We start from the raw sequence: 26,783 nt of genomic DNA, 5'->3' as shown, positions 1-26,783 counted from the left end.
CACCGCACCACCGCCCACACCGGACACAACCCCCGACGACGACCCACCCTGGGCACGACGACCACCACCACCCGACGCCGCATAGTCGGCACCGGTCGAAGACACGCGCGCCGGCCGGTGCCAGGGGCGCGCCGGCCTGTGCCGGGGGATGAGCCGGCCCGACGAGATGCGATCCGCACCGTCAGGCGGGCGGCCGCCAGTCCTCCGGTGGGTCCTCACCGACCCGCCCGTCGACCGCCTCGCGCAACAGGTCGGCGTGCCCCGTGTGCCGGCCGTACTCCTCGAGCAGGTCGAACAGCAGGCGCCGGAGGTTCACATGGACGTCGGGGCGGCCCAGGTGCACCCGCTGGTCCAGGCCGCCGTCGGCGACCGCGGCCTCGAACCGCCCACGGGAACGCGCCACCGCGGCGTCGTAGGCGCCGTACAGGTCCTCGGGCGACCGGGCGGCAGCCGTGGCGAAGCTCGTGTCGTGACCGGCTTCCACGTCGAACGGCTCGCCGGGCCGCTGACCCGCGAGCCGCCACGTCGAGATCTCCTCCTCGACCGAGGCGAGGTGCAGCAGGAGCCCGCCGAGCGTCAGCTCGGACCGCCCGACCCGCACCGCGAGCCCGTCCTCGTCGAGCCCGTCCGCCTTCCAGCGGAAGGTCGCGCGCTGCCGGTCCAAGGCGCCGAGCAGGTGCGACACCTCGTCACCGGCCATCGGCGGTTCCCACGGCGGCGCGCCGCCCGGGTCCGTCACGGCGTCGCCTCCACCACCCCAGCGCTGCCGCCACCGCGCCGCACGGGCTCCGCGACGGCCTGCAGCCGGCCGTCGGGCAGCACCTCGATCCCCGTCGCGGCGCCGATCTCGGCCGTCGAGGAGAAGGTGTGCCCCAGCGCCGACAGCGCCGTCCGGTCGAAGTCCGGCTCCGCGGAGACGTTGACGGTGTTGCGCTGCGACGCGCGGGGCGCGGCGACCGCCTCCGGCAGCGTCATGCCGAGCTCGACCCGGTTGACGAGCGTCTGCAGGACCGTCGTGATGATGGTCGAGCCGCCGGGCGACCCGAGCGCCATGAGGGGCTCGCCGTCCTGCAGCACGATGGTCGGGGCCATGGAGCTGCGCGGCCGCTTGCCCGGACCGGGCAGGTTCGGGTCGACGCCGCCCTGGGTGTCGGTGAAGTTGAAGTCGGTCAGCTCGTTGTTGAGCAGGAAGCCGCGGTCGGGCACGACGATGCCGGACCCGCCCGTCGCCTCGATCGTGAGCGTGTACGCGACCACGTTGCCCCAGCGGTCGGCCGTCGTGAGGTGGGTCGTGGACTGCCCGGGCTGCTGCGCGAGACCGACCTCACCCGTCCCCTCGCACGCGTCGTAGCTGCCGTCGGGCTCACCCGGCGCGACGGGCTTGGCGAGCGCCTGCGTCGGGTCGACCAGGCAGGCGCGCTCGTCGGCGAAGTCCTGCGACAGCAGCTCCGCGAGCGGCACGTCCACGACGTCCGGGTCGCCGACGTAGCGGTTGCGGTCGGCGAAGGCGAGCGCCGACGCCTCGAGGTAGGTGTGGAGCACCTCGGTCTCCGTGCCGCCGTCCGGCAGCGCCGCCTCGATGATGTTGAGCGCCTCGCCGACGGTCGACCCGCCCGAGGACGGTGGGGCCATGCCGTAGACGTCGAGCCCGCGGTAGGTGACCTGCGTCGGCTCACGGAAGGGCGCCTCGTAGGCGGCGAGGTCGGCCGCCGTCATGAGGCCGCTTCGGACCTCGCGTCCCGCCGTCGCCGCGACCGGCGGGTCCTGCACGGTCGAGACGATGTCGTCGGCCACCTCGCCGGTGTAGAGGACGTCGACGCCGCGGCGTGCCATGAGGTCGTAGGTGGCGGCGAGGTCGCGGTTGCGGAAGATCGTGCCGGGCTCGGGCGGCGCGCCGCCGGGCAGGAAGAGCTCGGCGGTGGAGGTGAAGTCGTCGAAGCGCGCCGCGTTCGACGCGGTCTGCGACTCGAACGTCTCGTCGACCACGAAGCCGCGCCGGGCGAGCTGAGTCGCCGGCTTGAGCGCCCGCGCGAGGCTGAGCGTGCCCCACTCCTCGAGGGCGACGTCCCACGTCTCCGGCGTCCCGGGCACGCCGACCGACAGGCCGGAGGACACGGCCTCGCCGAACGGGATCGGCGCGCCGTCCTCGACGAAGGCGTCGGACTGCATCGCCTGCGGTGCGGTCTCCCGCCCGTCGATGGTGTGCACCTCGCCGGTGGCCGCCTCGTAGTAGACGAAGAAGCCGCCGCCGCCGATGCCCGCGGAGTACGGCTCGGTGACGCCGAGCGCTGCGGCCGACGCCACGGCCGCGTCGACGGCGTTGCCACCCTTTCGCAGGACGTCGAGGCCGATGCGGGTCGCGTCGGCGTCGACCGTCGCGACGGCTCCGCCCGTCCCCTCCGCGACGGGCACCTTCTCGATCTGTCGCGGGGCGCCGGTCGCCGCTGGCGCGACGGCGGTGCCGACGAGACCGGCGAGGGCGAGCGGGACGGCGGTCGTCACGACGACGGACACGGGGCGGCGGGGTGTGTGCACGGCGGGCTCCAGCGCTCGGCCGGGCGCGGGTCCGGCCGTCAGCCGGTCTCCGTCCGGGGTGGATGGGTGCGCACGAACCTAGGCAGGGCACAACCGGCGGTCAACACATTCCGGGCGCACCGGGTGCCTCACCCGCCGGCGCGCTCGCGGAGGACAGGCACACCCGCGCCGTCGAGCTCGTCGCAGAAGACCGACCGGCCGGCCAGCGCCATCGTGAGGGCGAGCGTCGAGCCGCGCACGAGTGACGCGTCGGACGGCCCGTGGCGGAAGCCGCTGTCCGTCGCGACCAGGTGCAGGCCCGCGGCCGCCGAGCCGCTGCGCACCGTGAAGTCGCGTCGCGCGTAGAACTCCGCGACGACCGCGACGACGGCGGGCGCGGGCCGGCGTGGCAGACCGAGCGGGTGCCGGACGTCCTGCCCGTGGACGACGACCTCGCCGAGCCACGCGGGCACGTCACCGGTGGGGGCGACGGTGCTCTCGACGACGCCCCGGAAGCCCGCCAGGGTCGCGGCCGGGGTCGGACCGAGGTGCTCGGCGAGCCGTCGGTCGTTGTGGCGGCCGGCGTCGAAGCCGGCGCCGACCATGCTGCGGAGCCACCGGGACCACCCGACGCTGGCGGCCGCCGTCAGGTGCGCCACCACCTGCTCGACGGTCCACCGCGAGCACAGCGACCGGGTCGTCCACTGCCGGTCGTGCAGCGGTTCGAGGTCCGCCAGCAGCGCGGCGCGCTCCGCGTGGACGGCCGCCCACAACGTGCTTCGCCGGTGCCCCCGGTCCGCTCCGGCCACCCGTACCTCCTCGTGACGGCTCCTCATGGAGGGTGGACCCGGGACCGCGGCCGGAAGTCATCGGTCCTGCGCCGTGGCGCCAGGGAGGTCGGCTCCGGGGCGTCGCGGCGTCGCCGCGTCCGAGGTCGCCCCTAGCGTGTCCTGCACCCGCCGCCGTGACCGCCCGGCGCACCCGCTGGAGGCCCGCCCTGACCCCGCCCCCGTCCCGCCGCGTGCCCGTCCCGTGACCGGGACCGTCCTGCTGCAGCGCCTGGCCGGTGGGGACGTCACCGTGACCGACCTGACGGACGCCGCCGGCGCCGGCGGCAGCGCAGGACCCACGACCGTCCCCGCCGACCGGCTCGCGGACCTCGTGCGAGGGCGGGAGGCGACGGACCCGCCGCGCTGGGTGTGGGACTGCACGACGCGCTGGTACCCGAGCCTGCTGCGTGACGGGGTGCGGGTCGGGCGCTGCTGGGACCTGCGGCTCGTGCACGCGCTGCTCGCCGGCTCACCGCTCGTGCCCCGGGCGGCTGCGACCGACGACGGGACCGCGTCGGCGTGGGCCTCGCTGCGCCCGAGCGCCCCGGTCGGTGCGACGCTGTTCGACGACGCCGACGACGGCACCGGTCTGGACGCCGCGGCCGAGTGGCACCGGCAGCAGGCGGCGCTCGCGACCGCACCGGACGGCCGGCTCCGGCTGCTGTGCGTCGCGGAGTCCTCCGGTGCGCTCGTCGCGACCGAGATGACGGCTGCTGGCCTGCCGTGGCGCGCCGACGTGCACGACGCCGCCCTCACCCGGCTGCTCGGCCCGCGGCCTCCCGTCGGTCAGCGACCGCGCGTGCTGGAGGGGCTCGCGGCCCGGGTGCGCGAGTCGCTCGACGCCCCGTCGCTCAACCCGGACTCCCAGCCGGCGCTGCTCGGCGCGCTGCGCGCCGCGGGCCTCGACGTCGCCGACACCCGCTCGAGCACGCTGGAACGGCTCGAGCACCCCGTCGCGCCCATCCTGCTGGAGTACAAGGCCCTCGCGCGCCTGCTGTCGACGAACGGCTGGCACTGGCTCGACACGTGGGTGCACGACGGCCGGTTCCGCCCCGAGTACCTCGTCGCCGGGGTGGTGACCGGGCGGTGGTCCTCGCGTGGCGGGGGCGCCTTGACGGTGCCCGCGCCCGTCCGCGAGGCGGTGGTCGCCGACGACGGCTGGCGCCTCGTGGTCGCCGACGCCGCGCAGCTGGAGCCGAGGGTCCTCGCGGGCATGAGCCGCGACGGGGCGATGGCCGCGGCCGGCCGCGCCGGCGACCTGTACGAGGGCATGGTGGCGAGCGGTGCCGTCGCGACCCGCGCCGAGGCCAAGCTCGGCATCCTCGGCGCGATGTACGGCGGCACGCGCGGGGAGAGCGGCCGGATGGTCGAGCGGCTCGCGCGGCGCTACCCGGCGGCCTTCGGCCTCGTGGAGGCGGCCGCCCGGGCCGGCGAGCGGGGCGAGGTGGTGGCCACGCTGCTCGGGCGGGGCTCCCCTGCGCCGAACGGGTCGTGGACGGCGCCCGCGGTGGAGGGGGTGCCGCGGGAACGGACCGACGAGCGCGAGCGTCGCGCGTGGGGCCGGTTCACCCGCAACTTCGTCGTGCAGGGCACGGCAGCCGAGTGGGCGCTGGCCTGGCTCGCTCTGCTGCGCGGGCGCCTCGACGGCCTGACGGGTGGGACGGGGCGACCGGAGCTCGTCATGTTCCTGCACGACGAGGTCCTCGTGCACACCCCCGACGACCTCGCCGACGCGACCGCCGAGGCAGCCGGCGCCGCGGCCGACGAGGCGACCCGGCTGCTGTTCGGGGACGGCACCGTCGACGTCCCGCTCGACGTGCGGGTCGTCCGCTCGTGGGCGGAGGCCGGCCACTGAGGCTGGGCACGAAGGCGGGGCACGAAGGGACCTTGGTCCCGCGGGGACGGGTCGACGCGCGGCGAGGCTGGGCGTGCGCCCGCGCGGGGCGCCCCGACCGAGGAGGAGCCATGACCACACCGACCGGCACGACGAGCACGACGAGCACCCCGACCGTCAGCAGCGCCGCGAGCGTCAGCAGCACCCCGACCGTCGCCGGCGTCCCGGCCGCGCGCGGCACCGCCACCGCGGCTGTGGTCCCGGCACTCGGCGAACCGCTCGTCGTGCAGCAGCGGCCGGTTCCCGAGCCCGGCCCCGGGGAGGTGCTCGTGCGCATCGAGGCCAGCGGGCTGTGCCACACCGACATCCACGCCGCCCGCGGCGAGTGGCCGGCCAAGCCCACCCCGCCCTTCGTCCCCGGCCACGAGGGCGTCGGCGTCGTCGAGGCGGTCGGCCCCGGGCCGGTGGTCCACGAGGTCGGCACCCGTGTCGCGCTGCCGTGGCTGGGCTCGGCGTGCGGGCGCTGCTCGTACTGCGTGAGCGGCTGGGAGACGCTCTGCGAGCAGCAGGTCAACACCGGCTTCGGCCGTGACGGCGGCTACGCGACCCACGTGGTGGCCGCGGCCGCCTACGCGGTCCCGGTGCCGGACGGGGTCGACCCCCTCGACGCGGCGCCCCTGACGTGCGCGGGGGTCACGACGTACAAGGCGGTGAAGGTCGCGGCGCCGCAGCCGACGGAGACCGTCGCGGTGTTCGGCATCGGCGGGCTCGGCCACCTGGCCCTGCAGTACGCGCGCGTGTTCGGCAGCCGGACCGTCGCCGTCGACGTCGAGGACGCCAAGCTCGACCTGTCGCGGGAGCTCGGCGCCGACGAGGTGGTGGACGCGCGCGCGGGCGACGCGGGCGAGGCGGTGCAGGCGCTGGGCGGCGCGCACGTGGCCGTCGTCACGGCCGCCTCCCCGACCGTGATGGAGCAGGCGCACCGGTCGCTCCGCCGCGGCGGCCGGCTGGTGCTCGTGGGACTGCCCGAGGACAACCACATGTCCCTCGACGTCTTCCGCACGGTGCTGCTGGGGATCACGGTCATCGGGTCGATCGTCGGCACGCGCGAGGACCTCGCGGAGGTGTTCCGCCTGCACGCGCAGGGACGGACGCGCGTGGTGCGCGAGACCCGGCGGCTGGAGCAGGTCAACGAGTGCTTCGAGGAGATCCTCTCCGGCCGCGTGCCCGCGCGGCTGGTGTTCGAGATGTGACCTCTTCCCGGCGCGGTGCCGGCGGCACGGGATCCGGCCACGGCTCCCACGAGTCGAGGAAGTCCAGGACGACGGCTTCCGGCATCTCGCACGGCCGCAGCCGCTCGCCGTCGCCGGTGAGGTAGAGGTTCGCGCTGACGAACGCGCGGCCGCCGAGCTCCTCGGCCCACAGCCTCTCCACCCGGCCCCCGGCCGCGACGCTCCGCACCGCGACCCAGCGGCGGCCCCGGTAGCGCACGTACGAGGTCCCGACGGGGAGCCTGGCCAGCCGGGCGGCGACGCCGGTCCCGTCCACGGGGGCGAGCCTAGGCATACGGGCCCGGTCGGACCGGGGTGGACGTGTCCGCCCCGGACCGACCCACGGCTGACCTCCCGGGTCCGTCGTCCTCCGCCCCCGACCTGCGCAGCCGCCCCGGCCGTGGTGTCGTCAGGCATGGCCGACCCGCGCACAGACGAGCACGACCGGCACGAGGAGCAGGAGGCCACCGCGCCCCCGGAGACCCGGGAGGACGACGAGAGCACGACCGAGGAGAAGGACCAGGCCCTCGACCGCGTCATCCTCGAGGGCCGGCCGCGCCTGCACCGCTCGTGGCCGGACCTCATCGGGACGGGGCTCGTCGCGGGCATCGAGATCGGCGTCGGGGTCCTCGCGCTGCTCGCGGTCGAGGAGGCGACCGGCAGCCGCCTGCTCGGCGCCCTCGCGTTCTCCGTCGGCTTCATCGCGCTGCGGCTGGGGCACAGCGAGCTGTTCACGGAGGGCTTCCACACCCCCGTCATGGTCGTGCTGGCCGACGAGGCGACGTGGGGCCAGCTGCTGCGGCTGTGGGGCGGGACCCTCGTGGCGAACCTCGCGGGCGGCTGGGTGGTCGCGTGGCTCATCGCGACGGCCCGACCCGACCTCCACGAGCTCTCCGGCGAGCTCGGCCGGGAGTTCGCGCAGGCCCCGCTCGACCTCGAGACCTTCTGCCTCGCGGTCCTCGCCGGGGCCGCGATCACGCTGCTGACCCGGATGCAGAACGGCACGGTGGACGACGTCGCGAAGCTCGTCGCCGCCGTCGGCATCGCACTCGTCATCGTCGGCACTGGACTGCACCACTCGATCCTCGACTCGCTGCTCGTCTTCGTCGCCCACCACGCCGGGCAGGAGGGCGTCGGCTACGGCGACTGGCTGCCGTGGTTCGGCTTCGTGGTGCTCGGCAACCTCGTCGGCGGGCTCCTTCTCACCACGCTGCTGCGCGTGGTCCGCAGCCAGGAGCGCCTCATGCAGTGGCGTGACTCCCACCACCGCAGCGCCGAGGCCGGCCGGTCGTAGCGTGACGGGTGTGACGCCGACCCGCTGCGCCTTCTGCCTGGCCGCCGACGCGGTCGCCGAGTACCCCGTCAGCACCGCCATCAGCACGACCTCGCCGGTGAGCGGGCGGACCGTCGACCACGGGACCCGGCCCTGGCCGGCGTGCGGGTCGTGCGCGGACCTCGTCGACGGTGACCGGTTCGGCGACCTCCTCGAGCGCAGCCTCGCGCTCGCGCCGCGCCCGGACGCCGACCCGTCGGACCCGCTCGCCGGCTTCGCGCGGGCGTCGCTGCGCGAGCAGCGCGCCGACCTCTTCGCGCAGGTCGCGCTGTCGCACGGCCCGCGCCGCCCGCTCGGCGGCTGAGCCGCGCCCACGGCCTGCGGCGCTGCCGGTACGGCTAGCGCGCGGCGGGGTCCTCACCGCGGATGACGTGCTGGACGGCGTTGATGAGGGCGAGGTGCGTGAAGGCCTGCGGGAAGTTGCCGAGGTGCTGGCCCGTGCGGTGGTCGAGCTCCTCCGCGTACAGCTCGAGCGGCCCCGCGAAGGACAGCAGCTTCGCGCACAGGTCGCGGGCGCGGTCACCCTCGCCGATCTCGCACAGCGCCGACACGAGCCAGAACGAGCAGATGGTGAAGGTGCCCTCCTCGCCCTCGAAGCCGTCGTCGGTCTCCTCGACCTTGTAGCGGAGCACGAGGCCGTCGACCGTCAGCTCGTCGGCGATCGCGAGCACCGTCGCGCGGATACGGGGGTCGTCCGGCGGCAGGAAGCGAAGCAGCGGCGCCAGCAGCAGCGAGGCGTCCAGCGCGGTCGTGCCGTAGTACTGGGTGAGGACACCGCGCTCGTCGACGCCGTTCTCCAGGATGTCGGCCTTGATCTCGTCGGCCGCGTCGGACCACTCGTGCGCCTTGGCGTGCTCGCCGTAGATCTCCGCGAGCCGTGCGCCGCGGTCCGCCGCCACCCAGCACATGATCTTGCTGGACGTGAAGTGCCGCAGCTCTCCGCGCACCTCCCAGATGCCGGCGTCCTTCTCCCGCCAGTGCGCGAGAGCCTGCCCGACCTGCAGCTCGAGGATCGGCCACACCCGGTTGTCGAGGTGGTCGACCTTCTTGGCGTGCAGGTACACGGAGTCCAGCAGCGCGCCCCACACGTCGTGCTGCTGCTGGCGGTAGGCGGCGTTGCCGATGCGGACCGGCTGCGACAGCGCGTAGCCGGGGAGGTGGTCGAGGGTCTGCTCGGGCAGCTCCCGCTCGCCGCCGATCCCGTACATGATCTGCAGGTCCTCGTCCCCGCTCGCGATGTCGGCGATGAAGGCGAAGAAGTCGAGCGCCTCCCAGTCGAAGCCCAGCGAGTACAGCCCCCACAGGGCGAAGGTCGCGTCGCGGATCCACGTGTACCGGTAGTCGTAGTTGCGGGCGCCGCCGATCGTCTCCGGCAGCGACGTGGTGCCCGCCGCGGAGATCGCGCCGGTCGGCGCGTACGTGAGCCCCTTGAGCGTGAGCGCGCTGCGCTGGAGGTAGCTGCGCCACGGGTGGTCGGGGAACTCCCCGCGCGCGAGCCAGCGCTGCCAGTGGTGCGCGGTCCACACCTGCTTGGCGTACGCCTCGGCGTAGTCGTGCGGCGGCGGGGCGCCGTTCCACGACAGCGCGACGAAGCGCTCCTCGCCGGCCTTGAGCAGCGTCCGGCTGCTCGCCCGCCCGCCCTCGAAGCCCATCCGGACGTCGGAGGTGAGCGTGATGCGCCCGTCGGGCACCCCCTCGCCCTCCGCGACGGCCTCGTTGTAGGACTCACCGGTGAAGGACCACACCGCCTCCTGGCGGCCGTAGTCGAAGACCGGCTCGCATTCCATGATCATCTGCGCCTCGCCGGACACGCACCGCACGGTCCGCAGCAGGATGTGCTCGGCGGCGTAGTCCGTGGGGGTGCGCCGGTACGTGCGCGAGCGGTCGTCGTCGTGGTGCCAGGGGCCCATAAGCAGGGCGTCCCGCACGATGACCCAGCCGCTGTCGGTCCCCCAGCTCGTCTCGAGGATCATGGTGCCGGGCAGGTACCGCCGCGCCGCGGGCACCTGGGTGTCGGCCGGGGCGACGCGGAAGGACCCGGCGAGGCGGCCGAGCAGGCGCCCGAAGATGCTCGGGGAGTCGAAGCGCGGCAGGCACATCCAGTCGATCGAGCCGCCGGGCGCGACGAGGGCCGACACCTCACCGTCGCTGAGGAAGCCGTAGGACCCGATCGGCACGTCGCCGTAGCCGGTGGGGTTCGTGGGGCTCGTCGCCGTCTCGGGTACCGCTGCCATCGACCGAGCATCCCGAGCCCGCGGCGACCCGACAACACGAGCGGGCCCGACGTGCGGCCACGACCCCGGCGACCGGCCCGGTCGCCGGCCACCTCAGCGGTGCCGGATGTCGTGCCCGGGCGCGCGCGGACCGCGCCGCGGCGGCCGTGCGCCGCCGGCGAAGGCGAGGCGCACGACGCGGTATCGGTGCGGGCGGTACGGCTCGAGCAGCTGCAGCATGCGGGCGTCGTCGGCGCGTCGCTCACCGGCGAGCAGCCACGCCACCATCGAGGGGATGCCGGCGTCGCCGGTGATGACCGTGTCGGCGTCGCCCCACGTGAAGCACGACAGGCACGAGACCGTCCACTGCCCGACGCCACGCACCGCCGACAGGGCACTGGTCGCCGTCGTCCGGTCGAGGTCGGGGAGGCGGTGCAGCCGGTGCGCGCAGCGGGCGGCGGCGAGCAGGTGCTCGGCACGCCGGCGCTCGAGACCGAGCCGGTGCAGCGACTCGTAGGTGAGCCGGGCGACGGCGACCGGGTCCGGCGGCGCGAGGAGGCCCTCGACCCCGGGCGCGGGCGAGCCGAGGGCGTGCACGAGCCGGTACCAGGTCGCGGCGGCCTCCTGCCGGGTCACCCGCTGCTGCACGACCGTCCACGCGAGGTCGTGCCAGAGCGTCCCGGTCGCACCGACCCGGTCGCCGCGGTGCCGCCGCCACAGCTCCGCGAGCGGCCGCGCGGCGGGGGCGAACCCGGTGGGGTCGTCGAGCAGGCCGAGCGCGGCCGGCGCCCGTTCCGCGAGCCACGCCGCGGCGTCGCCGTGCGTCGTCACGCGCGCCTCGGGACGGTCGCGGTCCCACTGCACGACGAGCGTGCCGGTGCCGTCGGGGGTGACGGTCGCCCGCTCCATGCGACCGGGCACCAGCCGCAGGGTCGGGTCGCGCGTGAGCATCGCCAACGGGGCGAGCACGAGACCGAGGTCGACCTCGCCCGTCGGCAGCACGAACGTGCTCACGGGCCGCTCACCCGGCCGTCCACCGGACGCCGGCCCCGGCGAGCACGAGGTCCACCGCGCTCTCGACGTCGGCGTCGGACGGCCCCTCGCCCCGCAGCAGCACCGAGTGCACGACGAGCCCGCACAGCATGGCGCTGACGGGTGCGACGAGCCCGTCGGGCAGCGCTCCGGCCAGGACCTCCCGCAGCGGCCGCTCCCCCTCCTCCACGAAGCGCGCCCGCACGTCCACCAGCTCGGGGACAGGGCCGGCGCGCTCGGCGAGGACCGCGAGCGCGCGGTCGAGGCGCCGCTCGCGCATGGCCGTGCGGAAGCTCGTCAGCTCGCCGACGAGGTCCCCGCGCACGTCGCCGGTCGGGGTGTGGTGCGGCATGTCACCGAAGTCGGCGAAGGCGTCCCTCACGAGCGCGAGCCGGTCCGGCCAGTGCGTGTAGAGCGTCGCCTTCGAGTACCCGGCGCGGGCGGCCACGCGTGCGTGGGTGACGGCGTCCCAGCCGCCCTCGACCAGCTCGTCGAGGGCCGCCCTCAGCACGTCCCGGCGCGTGCGCACGACGCGCGCGTCGACGACCTCGGCACCGGCGGCCACGGGCACAGCCTAGCGCTCACTGGTCCATCGGTACGGAACTGGACCACTCGTCCAGTTGCCTTCGTCACACACGAGGGCGCGACCACGGCCCCGGGGCGGCGGACCGCCCCGGGGCCGTGGTGCCGGCTCAGGCGCCGGGCCAGGCACCCCAGCGCAGCAGGCTGCCGCCGGTCTCGGCGAAGACGCCCGTCGTCACGTAGACGGCGCCGTGACGGTCGACCTCCACCGCACCCGGGGAGTCCACCGGCACCGAGGTGCGCGAGCCGTCGGGGGCGATGCGGGTGACCTGGCCGGCGAAGAGCTCGGCGACGTACACCGCACCGGAGGAGTCGACCGCGAGGTCGACCGCACCGGTCAGGCCGTCGTGCAGCCGCGTCGCCGAGCCGGTGCGCGGGTCGACGCGGTAGACCCCGCCCGTGCCGGGCGCCTCCGGGAACCCGGGCAGCGACGAGACGTAGTACATGCCGTCCGGTCCGAGCTCGACGTCGGTGGGCACGGGCTCGGCGCGGATGGTGAGCCCGACGCACGGCTCGAAGAGGTCGGGCGGGAGCTCGCCGGGCGGCACCTGCGCGAGCAGGCCCTGTCGGACCTCCTCGGTGAACTCGACCTCGACCGGTGGCAGGACGGCGACCGTGCGCACCGTCCCGTTCGGCCGGACCCGCACGATGCTGTTGCCGGCCGCGTCGGCCACGACCCGGTCACCGCCGTGCACGAGCACGGCGTACGGGTTCGACTCCACGATGCCGGGGTAGGGCGCGCCGACCCCGACCAGCTCGGTGTCGGCCAGGCAGTCCGCCCCCGCGTCGACGAAGCCGTACACCTGCCCCGCGTCGGGGTTGGTCGCGACCTCGTGGTCGAGCGTCGAGCCGATCGTGACGAGCCGGCCGCGCGCGTCCACCCGGGCGACGGCACCCACCGCCTCCTGCGTCTCGTCCTCCGGCGGGGCGGACAGCGTGACGGTGAGAGTCCCGCGGCCCGTCGCGTCGACCCCGGAGACCGGACCCTCCGCGACCGTCCTCGTCGCCCCGCGCGGCGAGACGGCCGTGAGCCGTCCCGCGAACTGCTCGGACACGTACACGGTGCCGTCCCTCGCGACCGACATCGCGAGCGGCGACACGAGCCCGGTCGCCAGCTCCTGCGTGCCCGGCCCGGACGGCGGCGCCGCGCCCGCGGGCGCGGCGACGGCCAGCAGCGGCACGCTCAGGAGCGCGGCCGTCCAGGCGGCGGTTCGGTGGTGCATTGTCCCTCCTCGTCGTAGCCCCCCAGCGGGCCCCGGCAGGAGCCCGGACAACTGTCGGGGCGGTGACGGGCGCGGACATCCGTGCTGGCCCCAGGGGTGCTGGGGCCAGCACGGTTGCCGGGGACGGGCGCGAGCGGCTCAGTCGGTCGGGACCGCGGCCGCGCCGGCCGGCGCCGGGTCGGCGCCGGAGCGCGCCGGTGCGCGGCCGGGCGGGAGCGGCTTGGCGAGCGCGACCGTGCCGGGCACGTGCGCCGGCGAGCGCTGCGCCACCTCGTCGACCTCGTACCCGGCGCGCGCGTACAGGCGCAGGTTGCGGGTGCTGCGCGCCCCGGTGAAGAGGGTCGCGCGGGTGGCGCCCGGTGGCGCGAGGGCCTCGACCGCCGCGAGCAGCTGCCGCCCGAGCCCCCGCCCGGACTCGTCCGGCGCGACCATGAGCCGGCCGACCTCCCAGTCCTCACCCGTCTCGCGCGCCCGCACGGCCCCGACCAGCCGGGGCCCGCGTCGCGCGACGAGCGTGAGCCACTCCTCGCCCCAGCGGCGCACGTCCTCCAGCGACTCGTGCAGGGCGGGGATGTCGAGGGTGTCGTTGGCGAGCGCCTCCTGCACCCAGCAGCAGCGCTGCAGCACGAGCAGCTCGGGGGCGTCGGCGGGCGCGAAGCGGCGGACGTCCAGCCCGGCGAGCCCGTCCCGCTCCGACACGCTCGGAGCCTACGGTGCGGCCCGCCCGCTGGTCGTGGCTCAGTCCTCGAGCAGTCCCGCGATCTCCTCGGCGGTGAGCGCGCCGCCGAGGGCGTCGCCGTCGTCGATGACGGAGGCGAAGAGCTCGAGCTTGCGGGCCTTCAGCTGCATGACCTTGTCCTCGATCGTGTCGCTCGCGACGAGCCGGTACACCATGACCGTCTTGTCCTGGCCGATGCGGTGGGTGCGGTCGACGGCCTGCGCCTCCACCGCCGGGTTCCACCACGGGTCGAGCACGAAGACGTAGTCCGCCTCGGTGAGCGTGAGGCCGACGCCGCCGGCCTTGAGGCTGATGAGGAAGACGGGCTGGTCGCCGTCACGGAACTCCTGCAGGCGCCGCGCGCGGTCGCGCGTGCGCCCGTCGAGGTAGGAGTAGGCGACGCCGTCCGCCTCGAGCCGGGCGCGGACCGTCGCGAGGAAGCCGGTGAACTGGCTGAAGACGAGCGCGCGGTGGCCCTCTCCCACGACCTCCTGCAGCAGCTCGGCGAGCACGTCGACCTTGCTCGCGGGGACCCCGGCGTACGCCTCGTCGACGAGCGCCGGGTCGAGGCTGAGGCGGCGCAGCAGCGTGATCGACCGGAGGATGGCGAACCGGTTGCGCTGCGGGTCGTCGATGAGCCGCAGCACCTTCTGCCGCTCGCGCTGCAGGTGGGTGGCGTAGACGCGACGGTGCCTCGGGTTGAGCTCCACCTCGATGACCTGCTCGACCTTGGGCGGCAGCTCCGTCGCGACCTGCTCCTTGGTCCGGCGGCGCAGCAGCGGGCGCACCCGGCGCCGCAGCCGGGCGAGCTGCTCGCGGTCGCCCTTCTCGATCGGCGTCGCCCAGCGCGCCGCGAAGCGCTTCGGGTCGGGGTACAGCCCGGGCGCCACGACGGACAGCAGCGCCCACAGCTCCATGAGGTTGTTCTCCAGCGGCGTGCCGGTGACGGCGAGCTTGAACGGTGCGTCGACGCGGCGGGCGACCTGGTGCGTGCGGCCGCGGTGGTTCTTGACCGCCTGCGCCTCGTCGAGCAGCAGCCCCGCCCACGGCAGCGAGCCGTGCTGCTCGCCGTCGAGGCGGAACAGCGCGTACGAGGTGACGACGACGTGGGCGCCGTCGGCCTGCTCCGCGACGCTCCTTCCGGAGGCGCGCGAGGTCTGCGTCACCGCGACGACGCGCAGGTCCGGCGTGAAGCGCTCGGCCTCGTGCAGCCACGTCGGCACGACGCTCGTGGGCGCCACCACGAGGAAGGGTGCGCTCGTCCCGCGCTCCACGGCGCCGGCGACCATGGCGAGGACCTGCAGGGTCTTGCCGAGGCCCATGTCGTCGGCCAGGACGCCGCCGAGACCGTGCTCGGCCAGGAACGCGAGCCAGCGGTAGCCGTCGAGCTGGTAGGGCCGCAGCTCGGCCCGCACCCCGGCCGGGACCGGCCACTCGGGCAGCTCCTCCAGCCCCGACAGCGCCCCGACGGCCTCGGCCCACCGGCGGCTCTGCTGCTCCACGACACCGAGGCGGGCGAGCTCCTCCCACAGGTCCGCCTGGTAGGCGCTGATGCGCAGCCCGTCACCGGGCCGGTCCTGCAGCTCGCGGGCCTCCTCGATGAGCGTGCGCAGCTGCTCCAGCTCGGGCCGGTCGATGGCGAACCACGTGCCGGAGTCGAGGACGAGGTGGCTCTCGCCGTGCGCGAGCGCGACGAACAGCGGCTCGAAGGGCACCTGCTCGTCGCCGACGGTCACGGTGACGCCGAGGTCGAACCAGTCGCGGTCGGCGGACTCCGTCGTCGACAGCCGAACGACGGGCGCCTCGTCGGTGTACCGGTACTCCCCGGGCTCCCCGTGCACCTCGACGGCCACGCCCGCCTCGCGCAGCACGGGCAGGACGTCCTCGGTGAACCGGACGGTGTCGAGCCCACCGAGGCGCCGGCGCGGCGCGAGACGCCGGCCCCCGTCCTCGCCGTCCTCCCACAGCACCTCGTGCCCTCCCGCGGCCGCGGCCAGCCCGTCCAGCAGGGCGCGCTCCGCGGCCGGGTCGCGGACGGCGTCCTCGGCGGCGCCGTCCTCGTCGTCGGGGTGGGTGAGGGGCACGCGCACGACCTCGTCGCCCACCGGGTACGCGAGCTGCCACGCGAGCGCGAGGTCGTGGGCGCGGCCCCGGCCGCCGCCGTACTCCAGCCGCAGGGCCAGGCCGGGCGGGGACACCTCCGGGAAGGTGACGGAGCCGTCTGAGGACACGAGCTCGAGCACCTGCCGCAGCCGCGGGTAGTACTCGCGCAGGAAGCGGGGCAGGTCGGCGGCCGGGATCTCGACCCGGCGCCCGTCGAGCAGCAGCGTCGACAGCTGCGGTCCGGCGGGTTCGGCGAGACCGGCGAGCAGGAGGGCGCCGTCCGGCTCCTCGACGACGACGCCGTGCGCGGGCGAGCCGACCACGAGGACGTCGGAGGCGGGCACCTGCCGGCCGTCGACGTCGACCACGGCCGTCATGCTGGCGCTGCCCCGCCCGCCGCGGCCTGCGCGCGCGGCGTCGCCGCCCTGGACGACGTCGACCAGCCCCCGGGCGGGTCGCTCGGCGAGGCGCACCTCGCCGTCCTCCCCCGCCAGGAGCGTGACGCCGGCCCCGCGCGCGCGGCGCAGCAGCGCCCACACGGCGGGGCCGACCTCGTCGAGGTGGACGGGCCGTTCGGCGAGGTAGCGCCCGCGCCCGCGCGCCTCCCACGCGGCGTGCAGCGCGAGCAGGGCCTCGCGGTGAGCCGCGTCGGGCGCGGCGCGGCCGTAGGCGGCCCAGCCGTGGTCGAGCTCGCGCCAGGACGCCCCGCCGCGGATCCAGGTGCCGCGGGCGCCGCGCACGAGCGGGCGCAGCAGCACCCGCCGCTCCGGGAGCTCCGCGGCCGCCGACGGCCGGCGGACGAGGCCCGGCGGGGTGCGGACGACCTCGAGCTGAAGCGCGAGCGGTGGCCCGGCGGAGCGCTCCGGCTCGGGGTCGCGGCGGACCAGCGCGCCCAGGCGCGCCTCCCAGGCGGGCCGGTCGTCGGCGCGGTCGTCGGCGCCGTCGTCGCCCTCGGGCGCGCTCGACCCTCGCGCGCTCAGCAGGACCGCGACCGCGTGCTTGCAGTCCTCCCCCACGGGGCACGAGCAGCGTGCGGTCCACTCCCGGCGGCTGCGCGAGCCCGGCGGGGCGGGGGTGACGAGGGTGGCGTACGGCTCGCGGCCGCTGCCGCGGACCTCGCCCAGCAGCGCTCCGCCGCCGCGCCCGCTCACGCGGAGCACCTGCCCGCGGCGGGCGTAGTCCGCACCACGGTCGAACGTCGCGGGGCCCACCACGGCGCGGATGGCGGCGTCGTCGAGACCGTCCGTCCAGTGCGCCGCCACCGGAGCAGGCTACGGAGGGCTGGGGACGTCCCGGGCCACGCCCTCGTACGGCTCCCTGAGCACCGGGTAGTAGTCGCGGTCCCAGTCGACGGCGGAGACGTCGCCGCCCTCGACGGCGGCGACGAGCCGGTCGAGGTAGTACTCCCAGCCCGGCCCGGTGTCGCCGAGGGCGTCGGGGTCGACCAGGCGGTGGCGGAAGGTGAGGCGTGCGCCGTCGCCGTCGGGCTCGACGTGGGCGGACAGGTCCCACGTGCCGTGCTCGTCGACCGTCCGCACCCGCAGCGACCGCGGCGGCTCGCACACGCGGACGTCGTACACGGACTCCGGGACGTCCTCGCCCTCGGCGGTGAAGCGGAAGCGGACGGACCCGCTCGCCGGGTCGCCCGTCCACGTGCCGAACCAGCGTCCGAGCCGCTCGGGGTCGGTGATCGCCGACCACACGTCCTCGACCCCCGTGTCGAAGCGGCGCTCGAGCACGAGGTCCCGGTCCTCGCCAGAGCCGTCGAGACGCCCGGTGACGTGGGCGGTCACGACTGCTCCGGGCCCGCGGTCCGCCGGGCGCGGCGGCCGCGCGCGATCTCGGTGGTCAGTGCGTCCATGCGGTGCTCCCACGTGCGTCGGAAGGGGGCGAGCCAGTCGTCGGTGGCACCGGGACGGCGGGCAGCCCGTCGATGCTCTCGGCGTTGCGGCGCCGCCAGTAGTCCTCGAAGAAGCCGTCCTCGCGGCGGGCGTGGCTGACGTCGAGCGTGTCGCGCTCGCCGAGGAGCTCCATGCGCGGCACGGCGTAGCCGCACGCGTCGGACACCCGGTCGAGGTCGACGAGGACCACACAGCGCTGGCCGGCCGTCTCCGTCTTGGTGAACTCCGCCCGCAGGGCGGGGAAGCGCGCGTCACCGGCGAGGACGGCCTCACCGCGCCCGTACAGCCGCACGATCGTGGGGCGAGCGTCGTACGAGGCGAACATGAGCGTGATGCGGCCGTTGTCCCGCAGGTGCGCGATCGTCTCCGCGCCCGAGCCGCTGTAGTCGAGGTAGGCGACCTGCCACGGCGAGCGGACGACGAACGTGCCCGCCATGCCCTTGGGCGAGACGTTGACGTGGCCGTCGGCCGCGAGCGGTGCCGTCGCCACCGTGAACACCGGCTGGGCGACGAGCCAGCTCGCCATGCGCTCGTCGATGCCGTCGTCGTAGACCTTCGCCATGGCGGCAGTGTGGCGCGCCCGCGCCTCGCGTCTCAGGCGTCGCGCACGAGCGGGGGGTGCAGGGTCGTGGCGGGGCCCGCGCGGAACAGCGCCGCGGGCCTGCCCCGGCCGACCGCCCGCGTCCGGCCGGTGTCGGCCAGCAGGCCCGGGGTGCCGCTCACCTTCCGGTGGAAGTTGCGGGGGTCGATCTCCCGACCCCACACCGCCTCGTACACGGACCGCAGCTCGCTGACGGTGAACTCCGGCGGGCAGAACGCGGTGGCGAGGTTCGTGTACTCCAGCTTGCCGCGGGCGCGCTCCAGCCCGTCGTCGAGGATGCGCGCGTGGTCGAAGGCCAGCGGCCGGGACCTCGCGGCCTCGACCGGCACCCACGCCGCGGCCGCGGCGTCCGTGCCGGCCCGGGGGTCGGGGAGCCCGGGGGCAAGGGCGAGATGGGCGACCGAGACCGTGCGCATGCGCGGGTCGCGGTGCACGTCGCCGTAGGTGCGCAGCTGCTCGAGGTGGCCGGGCACGCCGGTGAGGCCCGTCTCCTCCGCGAGCTCACGGGCCGCCGCGGCGTCGAGGTCCTCGTCGGGCCGGACGAAACCGCCGGGGAGGGCGTGCTCGCCGAGGAAGGGCTCCTCGCCGCGCTCGACCAGCAGCACCACGAGCCGGCCCGCGCGCAGGGTGAGGACCACCAGGTCGACCGTCACGGCGAAGGGCGGGTGGTCGAGCTCGGCGGCCGGCACACCACCACCATATCTCGTCACCTTGACGACAACTAGTCAGCGGGTTTATCGTCGAACAGACGAGAAAAGGAGGCCACCATGGCCACGATCACCCGCTACCCGTTCCTGCGGCACCTGCGCGCCGCCCCGACGGCGCACGTCGTCCAGATGAGCGGCGGCCGCGTGCGCCGCACGGGCCCCGGCCTGGCCTTCTGGTTCCGACCCCTGGACGCCGTGCTGTCCGAGGTGCCCGTCGACGACCGCGAGCTGCCGCTCGTCGCACGGGCGCGAACCTCGGACCTGCAGGAGGTGACGGTGCAGGTGACCGTCAGCTTCCGGGTGGCCGACCCGGAGACCGCGGCCCAGCGCCTCGACTTCGGCATCGACCCCGCGACGGGGCGCTGGACCGCCGCCCCGCTCGAGCACGTCGCCCAGCTGCTCGGGGAGCTCGCGACCGGGCACGTCACCGACGCCCTCGCTGGCCTCACGCTGAGGGCGGCGGTGTCCGCCGGCACCGGGGCGCTCTCGGCCCAGGTGACGGCCGCTCTGCGCACCGACGCCCGGGTGGCCGCGACGGGGCTCGACGTCCTCGCGGTGCGCGTCCGGTCCGTCCGCGCCGACGCCGACCTCGAGTGCGCGCTGCAGACACCCGCGAGGGAGGCGGCGCAGGCCGACGCCGACCGCTCGACCTTCGAGCGCCGGGCGCTGGCCGTCGAGCGCGAGCGCGCCATCGCGGAGAACGAGCTCGCGACCCGCATCGAGCTCGCCGTGCGCGAGGAGCGCCTCGTCGCGCAGGAGGGGGCCAACGCGCGGGCCCGGGCGGAGGAGGCGGCGGCCGCACGGCTCGTCGAGGCGAGAGCGGCCGCCGAGCGCGACACCGTCCTCGCGCAGGCCGCCGCCGAGGCCACCCGGCTCCGGGGCGAGGCGGACGGCGCCGCCGAGGCGGCCCGCCTCGCGGCCAACGTCACCGTGCCCGTCGAGGTGCTGCGGGCGCTCGCCCTGCGCGACCTCGCCGCGCACCTGCCGAGCGTCGGGCAGCTGACCGTGACCCCGGACCTCCTCACCGGCGCCCTCGCGGGCCTCACCGCCCGGGGTGGTGAGTGAGGTGGCCCTCGCGCCGCGCGTCGTCGTCGTGCACCGGGCGACCGAGCTCGAGGAGCTCGTCGACCGGCACGGCACCCGGGGGCAGGCCGAGTTCTTCCTCCGCAGCCGGGGCCGGTCGATCGCCGAGGCGCAGGCCCGCCACGACGCGCTCGGGGAGGCGCTCGCGGCGGTGAGCGCGTCCGTCCCGGCGGACTGGCGCCGCGGGTCCGTGGAGCGGCAGGACCTGCACCGCTTCGCCTTCGAGGCCGAGGACGTGTGCGTCGTGGTCGGTCAGGACGGGCTGGTCGCGAACGTCGCGAAGTACCTGCGGGACCAGGCGGTCATCGGCGTCGACCCGGAGCCCGGCCGCAACGTGGGCGCGCTCGTCCGCCACCGGGTGCGGGCCGTGCCGGCCCTGCTCGAGGCGGTCGTGCGCGGGGGCGCCCGGGTGGAGCCGCGCGCGCTCGTGCGGGCCGAGCTCGACGACGGCAGCGCGGTCGAGGCGCTCAACGACGTCTACGTCGGTCACGCGAGCCACCAGTCGGCGCGCTGGGAGCTGCACGTGCCGGACGGCCGGGTCGAGGCGCAGTCGTCGTCGGGCCTGCTCGTCACGACCGGCACCGGCAGCACGGGGTGGGCGGCCTCCGTGGCGCGCGAGCGCGGCGGCCTGGTGCTCCCGGGCACCGGCAGCAGCGACCTCGCGTGGTTCGTGCGCGAGGCGTGGCCCTCCCCCACCACCGGCACCGACCTGACGGCCGGCGTGCTGCCGCCCGACGCGGCGCTGCGCGTCGTCGTCCGCTCCGACGCGCTCGTCGCCTTCGGCGACGGCCTGGAGGCGGACCGGCTGACCGCCACCTGGGGGCAGGCGGTCGACCTGACGGTCTCGAGGCGGCGGCTACGGCTGGTCGTGTGAGGCGCTGCGGGCGCCCACGTCGACGAGGTGGTGCACCGCGTCGTGCAGGTAGTAGCGCGCGAGCCCGTCGATCGTGAACGAGGCGCCGTCTCCCCTGCGGCCCGGTCGCTGCCACTGCTGCCCGCGCACGCCGTCGAGCACGGCGGCCGTCGCCTCGCCCTCGGCGACGAGCGCCTCGGCCACGGCCGCGGGATCCTGCTCGGCGTAGCGCTCCTGCACCGCCGTGGCGTCCTGGTCCCAGTTGTCGTACAGCGGGTCGTCCTCCGCGAGCATGCGCTCGACCCGGCCGCGGTACACCCGGTGCAGGTCGCGCACGTGGCAGCCGTACTCCAGCGGCGACCACGTGGCGTCGTCCGGCCGGTCGGCGGCGCCGTCCTTGAGCACGACCGCGTGCCAGACCGGAAGGTCCGCACGCAGCCGGTCCGCCACCTCCTCGGGCGCGACGCGGGCGGCGTCGAAGCCGCACTCCGGGCAGGGGCGCCGCAGCACCCACGTCCAGTCCTTGGTGTCCGGTTCGATCGGCACGCGCCGAGCATGCCGCACGCCTCAGACCGGCGGAGTGCTGCGGACGTCAACCGGAAGCCCCGCACCGACCTGGTGAGCGTGCTAGTCGAGTCGAGTGCTGCCACTGTGGGCGACGCGGACGCGAGGGGGTCATGGCGAGGGACAGGCCCTCGCGGAGCTGTTCCTCGCGGAGGCACGTCACTACGACGACGTGGGCAGGCGGCTCCTCTTCCAGGTCTACACGGTGTGCTTCGGCGGCTTCGCGCTCCTGGCGGCCAGCGGGCCGATCTGGATGAGCGCCACAGGGAGCCTCTACCTCCTCGCGCTCCCGTATGCGGCACTGGGCGTGTACTGGATCGCACTGCACGTGCTTGGGGAGTTCCTCGCCACGTCCGCTCAGAAGCACGCCTGCCACGAACGTGCGCTCGACCTGCTCTCCGGGTCGTCGCTCACGAGCGACGAGACGTTGCCACTGGCCTGGTACCGCGGCGGAGGCGCTGTCCGGAGCCGTTCCATGACGAACTGGATGCTGGCAGGCTTGTTCACCGTCGCCGTGTTCGTCATCGCCGCACTGACACACGCGGAGGTGTGGACCACACGTGGGCATGACCACTGGGTCGTGGCGTCGGTCGTCGTCTTCGTCCTGCTGTCGGCGCTGACTGCCTTCGGTTGGCGCGACATGCATCGCGGTTACAGGGCAGTGCTGGGCAACCTGCACGCCGGGACCTGAGTTCGACGAGCTGGAAGCCCGCCTGTCATTCCCGTGGGCCCCGCACGCATCCGCTAGGGGTGTCGACCTCCTGACTCGGCGTGCGGGTACGCCGCCGCCCGCCCCTGGAAGGCGAGGATCCGCTCGTTGCGGATGACGCCGTCCTCGACCTCCACCGCCCGCGCGATGGTGTCCTGCTCCCGCCACGCCTCCGGCCCCCGCTGCACGACGTCCAGCCACGGCAGCAGCGCCTCGCTGATCGTCCACGTCGCGGAGTCCCAGTACAGCGAGGGGGTGTGGTCGACGGCGTAGTACGTGACGCCGTCGCCGACCTCGAGCACCGGGTCGGCGAACGTCGTCGGCCGCGCCCACGCGAAGCCCATGCCGGCGTCGACGGACACGTCGACGAGGACGCTGCCCCGCGCGAACACGTGCGGGTCCTCGGCGAAGAGGAGCGGGGCGTCGGTGTCCTGCAGGATGCAGTTGACGACGACGTCGTGGCGCGCGAGGAAGTGCTCGGTGTCCTCCGGACCGTCGGGGGTCAGGACCCGGGTGCGTCGTGGGTCGTCCTCCAGGCGTTCGAAGCGCTGCATCGTCACCCCCGCGAAGGGCGCCGCGACAGCCGGGCTGTCGCGCTGGGTGATGACGGTGACGTCGTGGATGTCGAGGGCGTTGAGCGCGCGCACCGCGCCGCGCGCGGTCGCCCCGAACGACACGACGGCCGCCCGCAGCTGCCGGCCGTACGCACCGGTCGTGCCGCGCAGCTGCAGCGCGTGCACGACGGCCGCGTAGCCGGCGATCTCGTTGTTGAGGTGGAACACGTGCAGCGAGTACGACCCGTCGGCGTTCCAGTGGTTCATCGACTCCCACGCGATGACCGACAGGCGCCGGTCGACGGCGAGCTGCGTGAGCTCGCGGTCCTGCACGAGGTGCGGCCAGCCCCACAGCACCTGGCCCTCGCGCATCTCGGCGAGGTCGGCGGCCACGGGCTTCGGCAGCAGCACGACGTCGGCCCGCGCGAGCAGCTCCTCGCGGTCGACGACCCCGCCGACCCACCGGGCGACCTCCGCGTCGTCGACGCCGAAGTGGACGCCGTAGCCGCGCTCCACGAGCAGGTGGGCGCGGACGTCCGCGTCGATGCGGTCGAGGTGCGCCGGGTGCAGCGGACGCCGCCGTTCGTCGGGCTTACGGGTGGCCCCGACCACGCCGATGGTGAGTCGCTCCATGGCCTCGCTCCCTCCCTGAGGTCCGAAGGCTATGCCCCCGCGGCCGCCGCCGGCCGGTCCGCGTGCCCGCGGTCCGGCTCTGGCGCGTCCCGCGCCGCGCCTGGGAGGGTGGTGACGCCGTCGAGGAGGGTCTGCATGTCGCGTCGCCGCACCGCCGTCATCCTCCTCGCCTGCGCGCTCCCGGTGCTGCTCCTCATGGCCTGGCTGCGGGGCATGCGCGACAAGGACTCCCGCGTCGTCGACTGGCAGCGGCGGATCAACCGCGACGTCATGAACCCGCGCGCCCTGCGGACGGCCGGGCGCCCGGGCGCCGACGCCTCGGTGCTGCGGCACACGGGGCGGCGCTCGGGCCGCACCCACCGCACCCCGCTCGGGCTCGTGCCTGTGGAGGGCGGGTTCCTCGTGGGCCTCGTGTACGGCCCGCGCGCCGACTGGGTGCAGAACGTGCTGGCCGCAGGCTCGGCCGTCGTCGAGCACGACGGCGAGGAGGTCGAGGTCGGCTCGCCACGCGTGGTGTCGCTCGCCGAGGTCGCCGGGCAGTACGGCCCCGCCGAGCTGCGCGTCATGCGCGCCTTCGGGGTCGAGCAGTGCCTCGAGCTGCGCCGGGTGCCGCCGGTGCCGGTGAACGGCTGAGCGTGCAGCGGTGACCGGCGCGCGCGGCGCCTCGCGGTCACCGCTGCAGGCTCAGCGGCGGCGCCCGGTCAGCGACCCACCTGCACGACGTCGTACTCCGTCGTGGGGGTCGGGGTCGTGCCGAAGCGGGCGTTGACGGCGTACAGCCGCCCGGCGGCGACGGCGACGGTGGTCGGCACGTCGAAGTCGTCGTCGGTGAGCCGGGCGACGACCTCGCCGCTCGCGAGGTCGCCGGCGAGCGCCACCTCCGTCACGACGTTGTCCTGGTTCTGCACCGCCCAGAGCGTGCGGCCGCGCAGCTCGAGGCCGTCGCCGTTGACGAGGGTCTCCCCGCCGAGGTCGACCTGCTCGGTGCCGCCGGTGGCCGGGTCGACCTGGAACAGCAGCCCGGTCGCGCTCTGCACGACGAGCAGCGTGCGCCCGGACGGGTCGGCGACGATGCCGTTGGCGTTGAAGCCGTCCGCCACGTACTGCAGGTCGCCGGTGAGCGGGACGGTGCTCGCCGCGTCGCCCGGCTCGCCGCCCGGCGTCGGCACGACGACGAGCTGCTGCACGTTCGAGTCGGTGACGTAGACGGCGTCACGCGTGATCGCGACGTCGTTGAGGAAGCCGGTCCCCGCGAGCGAGTACGTCCGCAGGAGCTCGCCGGACGTGCCGTCGTACACGCGGACCTCGCCGGTCTCCCCGCCCGCCACCCACAGCCGGTCGGTGGAGGCGTCGTAGGCGATGCCGACGCTCACGCGGCCCTCGGCGCCCTCGGCCAGGACCTCGCCCTCACCGGTCCGGGCGTCACCGCGCCAGATGGCGCCGTCGGCGAGCGACCCGACGAACAGCGTCGTGCCGCGGCCGGACTCGATGCCCTCGGGCTGGAAGCCGTCGGGCAGCGGGACGGTGTCGGGGAAGGGCTCGGCGGCCTGGGCCGGCGCGGCGAGCAACGACGCGCCGACGAGCGCGGCCGCGGCCGCGGCCGCGAGCCGGGTGGACGGGACGGACGGGGGACGGCGCACGGTGCCTCCTGGGCGTTCCGGGGTGCCGGCTCGGCCGGCGGGGTCCTCCCGATCGTCACCCGCGGCGTGGAGCCCTGCCACCGCACGGGGCACCACCCGCGCCTGCGTTCCTGTCGACCTACGGCGCGGTCGTCGGCAGGAACGCAGACCTACGGCGCGACGGGCGGCTCCAGCGGCACGAGCTCCGCGGCGGTCCGGACGCCCCGCCACCGCTCGACCTCGCCGGCGAGGTCGAGCCGCTCGATCGGCGCGGCGTTCTCGTACGCACCCCACTCCGCCCGCGGCAGCATCCACATGACCTCGAACTCGTTGCCGTCGGGGTCGGCGGCGTACAGGCTCTTGGTGGCGCCGTGGCTGGACTCGCCCGTGAGCGCCCCGAGCCGGGCGAGGGTGGTGCGGGCCCCGGCGAGCTCCTCGACCGTGTCGACCTGCCACGCGAGGTGGTACAGGCCGACGGACCCGCGCGGTCGCGGCGGCTGGGCGCCGACGCCGAACAGGCCGAGGTCGTGGTGGTTGCCCGACCGCGGCAGCCGCAGGAAGGCGGCGTCCGCGCGCGGCTCGCGCGCGACCACCTCCATGCCGAAGGCCTCGCGGTAGAAGGCGAGGCTCCGCTCGAGGTCGGCGACGAAGAGGACGGCGTGGTTGAGACGGACGGCGGCGACGGTCATGGCACTTCTCCTGGGGGTCTCGACGGTGGTGGCGGTCAGGCCGCGACGCCGAAGCCGCCGGTCCAGCTGACCTTCTCGTTCGCGGCGAGGGTGATCTGCAGGAAGCCGAGCGACTCCAGCTCGCGGGCGCGGGCGAGGGAGCCCGCGTCGACGGCGCGCAGGCCGCCGGAGGTGACGATCGCGGCCACCGCCTCCTTCGCGTCCGCGTCGTCCCCGGCCACGAGGACGGTCGTGGGCACCGCGCCGACCGTCCCGGACGCGAGGGTGCCGGCGAAGTTCGTGTTGAACGCCTTGACCACGCGGGCGCCGGGCAGGGCGGCGGCGATCTCCGCGGCGGCCGAGCTGTCGGCGGGCACGACGAGGGAGTCGAAGGTCGAGAAGTCGAGCGGGTTCGTGATGTCGACGACGACCCTGCCGTCGAGCTGCTCGCTCCGCTCCCGGAGGACATCGGCGACGGCCGGGTAGGGGACCGCGAGGACGACGACGTCGCCGGCGACCGCGGTGGCCGGGTCGCCGGAGCCGATCAGCTGGACGGTGTGGCCGCCCTTCGCGGCGACCGCCGCGATGGCGCTGCCCATGCTGCCGGTGCCGATGATCGTGAGGTGTGCCATGTCGGTGCTCCAGGTGCTGTAGTCGCTTGTTGTTACAACCAACCGTGCACCAGATTCACTTGTTCCGTCAAGTGACGCGTACGCTCGGGGCATGACCGGGACGCCGTGGCTGGACGAGGAGGAGCAGGCGGCCTGGCTCCGCTTCGTCGCGGTCGTCGAGCTGCTGCCCGGCGTGCTCGACCAGCAGCTGCGGCGCGACGCCGGGCTCACGCACTTCGAGTACATGGTCCTGGCGATGCTGTCCGAGGCGCCCTCGCGCACCCTGCGGATGGCCGTGCTGGGGCAGCGCGTCAACGCCACGCTCCCCCGGCTCTCGCACGTGGTCCGCCGTCTCGAGGACCGCGGCCTCGTCGAGCGCCGGCCCTGCCCGGGCGACGGCCGGGCGACGAACGCGCACCTCACCGACGCCGGGTGGGACGTCCTCGTCGGGGCCGCCCCCGGTCACGTCGAGACGGTCCGCCGCCACGTCGTCGACCCGCTCACCCGGCAGCAGGTCGACCAGCTGCGGCGCATCGCCGAGGCGATGCTCACGCGCGTCGACCCCGAGGGGCGCATGACGGCGCGCGACGACACGCAGGACGGCGACGCACCCAGCGACTGAAGGGG

General features: G+C 75.5%; 26 protein-coding genes. 9 read left to right on the top strand and 17 right to left on the bottom strand.

All coding sequences use genetic code 11. The features are described from left to right. Nucleotides 1-181: 181 nt before the first annotated feature. From WAA21_RS14425 to WAA21_RS14415, 3 genes are all read right to left on the bottom strand, one after another. Nucleotides 182-739 (bottom strand): mycothiol transferase, encoded by a 558-nt coding sequence (locus WAA21_RS14425; protein ID WP_336923525.1) that lies wholly within the window; start codon nt 737-739, stop codon nt 182-184. Then, nucleotides 736-2,535, bottom strand: coding sequence for a gamma-glutamyltransferase (ggt, locus tag WAA21_RS14420; protein ID WP_336923524.1), 1,800 nt, complete (start codon nt 2,533-2,535; stop codon nt 736-738). The genes WAA21_RS14425 and ggt overlap by 4 nt, the downstream gene beginning before the upstream one ends. Before the next feature lie 128 nt (nt 2,536-2,663). Continuing rightward, nucleotides 2,664-3,323, bottom strand: a complete 660-nt coding sequence (locus tag WAA21_RS14415; RefSeq protein ID WP_336923523.1) for a maleylpyruvate isomerase family mycothiol-dependent enzyme — start codon at nt 3,321-3,323, stop codon at nt 2,664-2,666. A 223-nt stretch (nt 3,324-3,546) separates the two neighbouring features. Here WAA21_RS14415 and WAA21_RS14410 point away from each other — a divergent pair, with 223 nt between their 5' ends. The 4 genes from WAA21_RS14410 to WAA21_RS14395 all read left to right on the top strand — a co-directional run bounded on the left by WAA21_RS14410 (nt 3,547) and on the right by WAA21_RS14395 (nt 8,086). Beyond that, nucleotides 3,547-5,199 (top strand): bifunctional 3'-5' exonuclease/DNA polymerase, encoded by a 1,653-nt coding sequence (locus tag WAA21_RS14410; protein WP_336923522.1) that lies wholly within the window; start codon nt 3,547-3,549, stop codon nt 5,197-5,199. 110 nt (nt 5,200-5,309) lie between these two features. Further along, nucleotides 5,310-6,431: a zinc-dependent alcohol dehydrogenase gene (locus WAA21_RS14405; protein ID WP_336923521.1), complete on the top strand. Its 1,122-nt coding sequence runs from the start codon at nt 5,310-5,312 to the stop codon at nt 6,429-6,431. A 433-nt stretch (nt 6,432-6,864) separates the two neighbouring features. Next, a complete protein-coding gene (locus WAA21_RS14400; RefSeq protein ID WP_336923520.1) occupies nt 6,865-7,743 on the top strand; it encodes a formate/nitrite transporter family protein in 879 nt (292 codons plus the stop codon). Nucleotides 7,744-7,753: 10 nt separating this feature from the next. Continuing rightward, the gene (locus WAA21_RS14395; RefSeq protein WP_336923519.1) at nt 7,754-8,086 is read left to right on the top strand and encodes a hypothetical protein; all 333 of its coding nucleotides are present in this window, start codon (nt 7,754-7,756) and stop codon (nt 8,084-8,086) included. Between the two features lie 34 nt (nt 8,087-8,120). Here the strand turns inward: WAA21_RS14395 and WAA21_RS14390 are convergent, their stop codons facing one another. The 9 genes from WAA21_RS14390 to WAA21_RS14350 form a co-directional block, all read right to left on the bottom strand. After that, complete coding sequence (locus WAA21_RS14390) at nt 8,121-10,016, bottom strand: glycoside hydrolase family 15 protein (protein WP_336923518.1); 1,896 nt, start codon at nt 10,014-10,016, stop codon at nt 8,121-8,123. Nucleotides 10,017-10,109: 93 nt separating this feature from the next. Then, the gene (locus WAA21_RS14385; protein WP_336923517.1) at nt 10,110-11,009 is read right to left on the bottom strand and encodes a DNA-3-methyladenine glycosylase family protein; all 900 of its coding nucleotides are present in this window, start codon (nt 11,007-11,009) and stop codon (nt 10,110-10,112) included. A gap of 7 nt (nt 11,010-11,016) precedes the next feature. Next, complete coding sequence (locus WAA21_RS14380) at nt 11,017-11,592, bottom strand: TetR/AcrR family transcriptional regulator (protein WP_336923516.1); 576 nt, start codon at nt 11,590-11,592, stop codon at nt 11,017-11,019. Nucleotides 11,593-11,719: 127 nt separating this feature from the next. After that, nucleotides 11,720-12,832 carry a ScyD/ScyE family protein gene (locus tag WAA21_RS14375; protein ID WP_336923515.1) on the bottom strand — a complete coding sequence of 371 codons (1,113 nt, stop codon included), beginning with the start codon at nt 12,830-12,832 and terminating at the stop codon, nt 11,720-11,722. Between the two features lie 138 nt (nt 12,833-12,970). Further along, the gene (locus tag WAA21_RS14370; protein ID WP_336923514.1) at nt 12,971-13,531 is read right to left on the bottom strand and encodes a GNAT family N-acetyltransferase; all 561 of its coding nucleotides are present in this window, start codon (nt 13,529-13,531) and stop codon (nt 12,971-12,973) included. Nucleotides 13,532-13,570: 39 nt separating this feature from the next. Continuing rightward, complete coding sequence (locus WAA21_RS14365) at nt 13,571-16,915, bottom strand: DEAD/DEAH box helicase (protein WP_336923513.1); 3,345 nt, start codon at nt 16,913-16,915, stop codon at nt 13,571-13,573. Nucleotides 16,916-16,924: 9 nt separating this feature from the next. Next, complete coding sequence (locus WAA21_RS14360) at nt 16,925-17,446, bottom strand: SRPBCC family protein (RefSeq protein WP_336923512.1); 522 nt, start codon at nt 17,444-17,446, stop codon at nt 16,925-16,927. Between the two features lie 55 nt (nt 17,447-17,501). Then, complete coding sequence (locus WAA21_RS14355) at nt 17,502-18,116, bottom strand: pyridoxamine 5'-phosphate oxidase family protein (RefSeq protein ID WP_336923511.1); 615 nt, start codon at nt 18,114-18,116, stop codon at nt 17,502-17,504. Between the two features lie 32 nt (nt 18,117-18,148). After that, nucleotides 18,149-18,844 (bottom strand): NUDIX hydrolase, encoded by a 696-nt coding sequence (locus WAA21_RS14350; protein ID WP_336923510.1) that lies wholly within the window; start codon nt 18,842-18,844, stop codon nt 18,149-18,151. 78 nt (nt 18,845-18,922) lie between these two features. On the opposite strand from WAA21_RS14350, the gene WAA21_RS14345 reads away from it, so the two are divergent. Further along, a complete protein-coding gene (locus WAA21_RS14345; RefSeq protein WP_336923509.1) occupies nt 18,923-19,927 on the top strand; it encodes an SPFH domain-containing protein in 1,005 nt (334 codons plus the stop codon). A gap of 1 nt (nt 19,928) precedes the next feature. Beyond that, on the top strand, nt 19,929-20,819 hold the full coding sequence (locus WAA21_RS14340) for a hypothetical protein (RefSeq protein ID WP_336923508.1): 891 nt from the start codon (nt 19,929-19,931) through the stop codon (nt 20,817-20,819). On the opposite strand, the gene WAA21_RS14335 is transcribed toward WAA21_RS14340, so the two are convergent. Continuing rightward, nucleotides 20,802-21,344: a DinB family protein gene (locus tag WAA21_RS14335; RefSeq protein WP_336923507.1), complete on the bottom strand. Its 543-nt coding sequence runs from the start codon at nt 21,342-21,344 to the stop codon at nt 20,802-20,804. The genes WAA21_RS14340 and WAA21_RS14335 overlap by 18 nt on opposite strands. Nucleotides 21,345-21,438: 94 nt before the next feature. On the opposite strand from WAA21_RS14335, the gene WAA21_RS14330 reads away from it, so the two are divergent. After that, the gene (locus tag WAA21_RS14330; protein WP_336923506.1) at nt 21,439-22,053 is read left to right on the top strand and encodes a hypothetical protein; all 615 of its coding nucleotides are present in this window, start codon (nt 21,439-21,441) and stop codon (nt 22,051-22,053) included. Nucleotides 22,054-22,106: 53 nt separating this feature from the next. Here WAA21_RS14330 and WAA21_RS14325 read toward each other — a convergent pair whose 3' ends face one another. Beyond that, nucleotides 22,107-23,258, bottom strand: coding sequence for a N(5)-(carboxyethyl)ornithine synthase (locus WAA21_RS14325; protein ID WP_336923505.1), 1,152 nt, complete (start codon nt 23,256-23,258; stop codon nt 22,107-22,109). A 135-nt stretch (nt 23,259-23,393) separates the two neighbouring features. On the opposite strand from WAA21_RS14325, the gene WAA21_RS14320 reads away from it, so the two are divergent. Further along, a complete protein-coding gene (locus WAA21_RS14320) occupies nt 23,394-23,891 on the top strand; it encodes a nitroreductase family deazaflavin-dependent oxidoreductase (RefSeq protein WP_336923504.1) in 498 nt (165 codons plus the stop codon). A 68-nt stretch (nt 23,892-23,959) separates the two neighbouring features. Here WAA21_RS14320 and WAA21_RS14315 read toward each other — a convergent pair whose 3' ends face one another. From WAA21_RS14315 to WAA21_RS14305, 3 genes are all read right to left on the bottom strand, one after another. Next, complete coding sequence (locus WAA21_RS14315) at nt 23,960-24,898, bottom strand: hypothetical protein (RefSeq protein ID WP_336923503.1); 939 nt, start codon at nt 24,896-24,898, stop codon at nt 23,960-23,962. Nucleotides 24,899-25,047: 149 nt separating this feature from the next. Continuing rightward, the gene (locus WAA21_RS14310) at nt 25,048-25,566 is read right to left on the bottom strand and encodes a VOC family protein (RefSeq protein ID WP_336923502.1); all 519 of its coding nucleotides are present in this window, start codon (nt 25,564-25,566) and stop codon (nt 25,048-25,050) included. A gap of 35 nt (nt 25,567-25,601) precedes the next feature. Further along, on the bottom strand, nt 25,602-26,177 hold the full coding sequence (locus tag WAA21_RS14305; RefSeq protein ID WP_336923501.1) for an NADPH-dependent F420 reductase: 576 nt from the start codon (nt 26,175-26,177) through the stop codon (nt 25,602-25,604). Nucleotides 26,178-26,268: 91 nt separating this feature from the next. On the opposite strand from WAA21_RS14305, the gene WAA21_RS14300 reads away from it, so the two are divergent. Further along, a complete protein-coding gene (locus tag WAA21_RS14300) occupies nt 26,269-26,778 on the top strand; it encodes a MarR family winged helix-turn-helix transcriptional regulator (protein ID WP_336923500.1) in 510 nt (169 codons plus the stop codon). Nucleotides 26,779-26,783: the final 5 nt, after the last annotated feature.

The sequence above is a fragment of the Aquipuribacter sp. SD81 genome (genome assembly GCF_037153975.1).
GTDB lineage: Bacteria > Actinomycetota > Actinomycetes > Actinomycetales > JBBAYJ01 > Aquipuribacter.
Note: the sequence above shows the minus strand (reverse complement) of the source record. Positions and strands in the feature narration are given on the sequence as shown.

Excerpts from the sequence above, each read along its gene's own strand:
- WAA21_RS14405 (WP_336923521.1), top strand. The coding sequence starts at position 5,310 with ATGACCACACCGACCGGCACGACGAGCACGACGAGCACCCCGACCGTC.
- WAA21_RS14400 (WP_336923520.1), top strand. The coding sequence starts at position 6,865 with ATGGCCGACCCGCGCACAGACGAGCACGACCGGCACGAGGAGCAGGAG.
- WAA21_RS14390 (WP_336923518.1), bottom strand. The coding sequence starts at position 10,016 with ATGGCAGCGGTACCCGAGACGGCGACGAGCCCCACGAACCCCACCGGC.
- WAA21_RS14375 (WP_336923515.1), bottom strand. The coding sequence starts at position 12,832 with ATGCACCACCGAACCGCCGCCTGGACGGCCGCGCTCCTGAGCGTGCCG.
- WAA21_RS14355 (WP_336923511.1), bottom strand. The coding sequence starts at position 18,116 with ATGGCGAAGGTCTACGACGACGGCATCGACGAGCGCATGGCGAGCTGG.
- WAA21_RS14345 (WP_336923509.1), top strand. The coding sequence starts at position 18,923 with ATGGCCACGATCACCCGCTACCCGTTCCTGCGGCACCTGCGCGCCGCC.
- WAA21_RS14325 (WP_336923505.1), bottom strand. The coding sequence starts at position 23,258 with ATGGAGCGACTCACCATCGGCGTGGTCGGGGCCACCCGTAAGCCCGAC.
- WAA21_RS14320 (WP_336923504.1), top strand. The coding sequence starts at position 23,394 with ATGTCGCGTCGCCGCACCGCCGTCATCCTCCTCGCCTGCGCGCTCCCG.
- WAA21_RS14310 (WP_336923502.1), bottom strand. The coding sequence starts at position 25,566 with ATGACCGTCGCCGCCGTCCGTCTCAACCACGCCGTCCTCTTCGTCGCC.
- WAA21_RS14305 (WP_336923501.1), bottom strand. The coding sequence starts at position 26,177 with ATGGCACACCTCACGATCATCGGCACCGGCAGCATGGGCAGCGCCATC.
- WAA21_RS14300 (WP_336923500.1), top strand. The coding sequence starts at position 26,269 with ATGACCGGGACGCCGTGGCTGGACGAGGAGGAGCAGGCGGCCTGGCTC.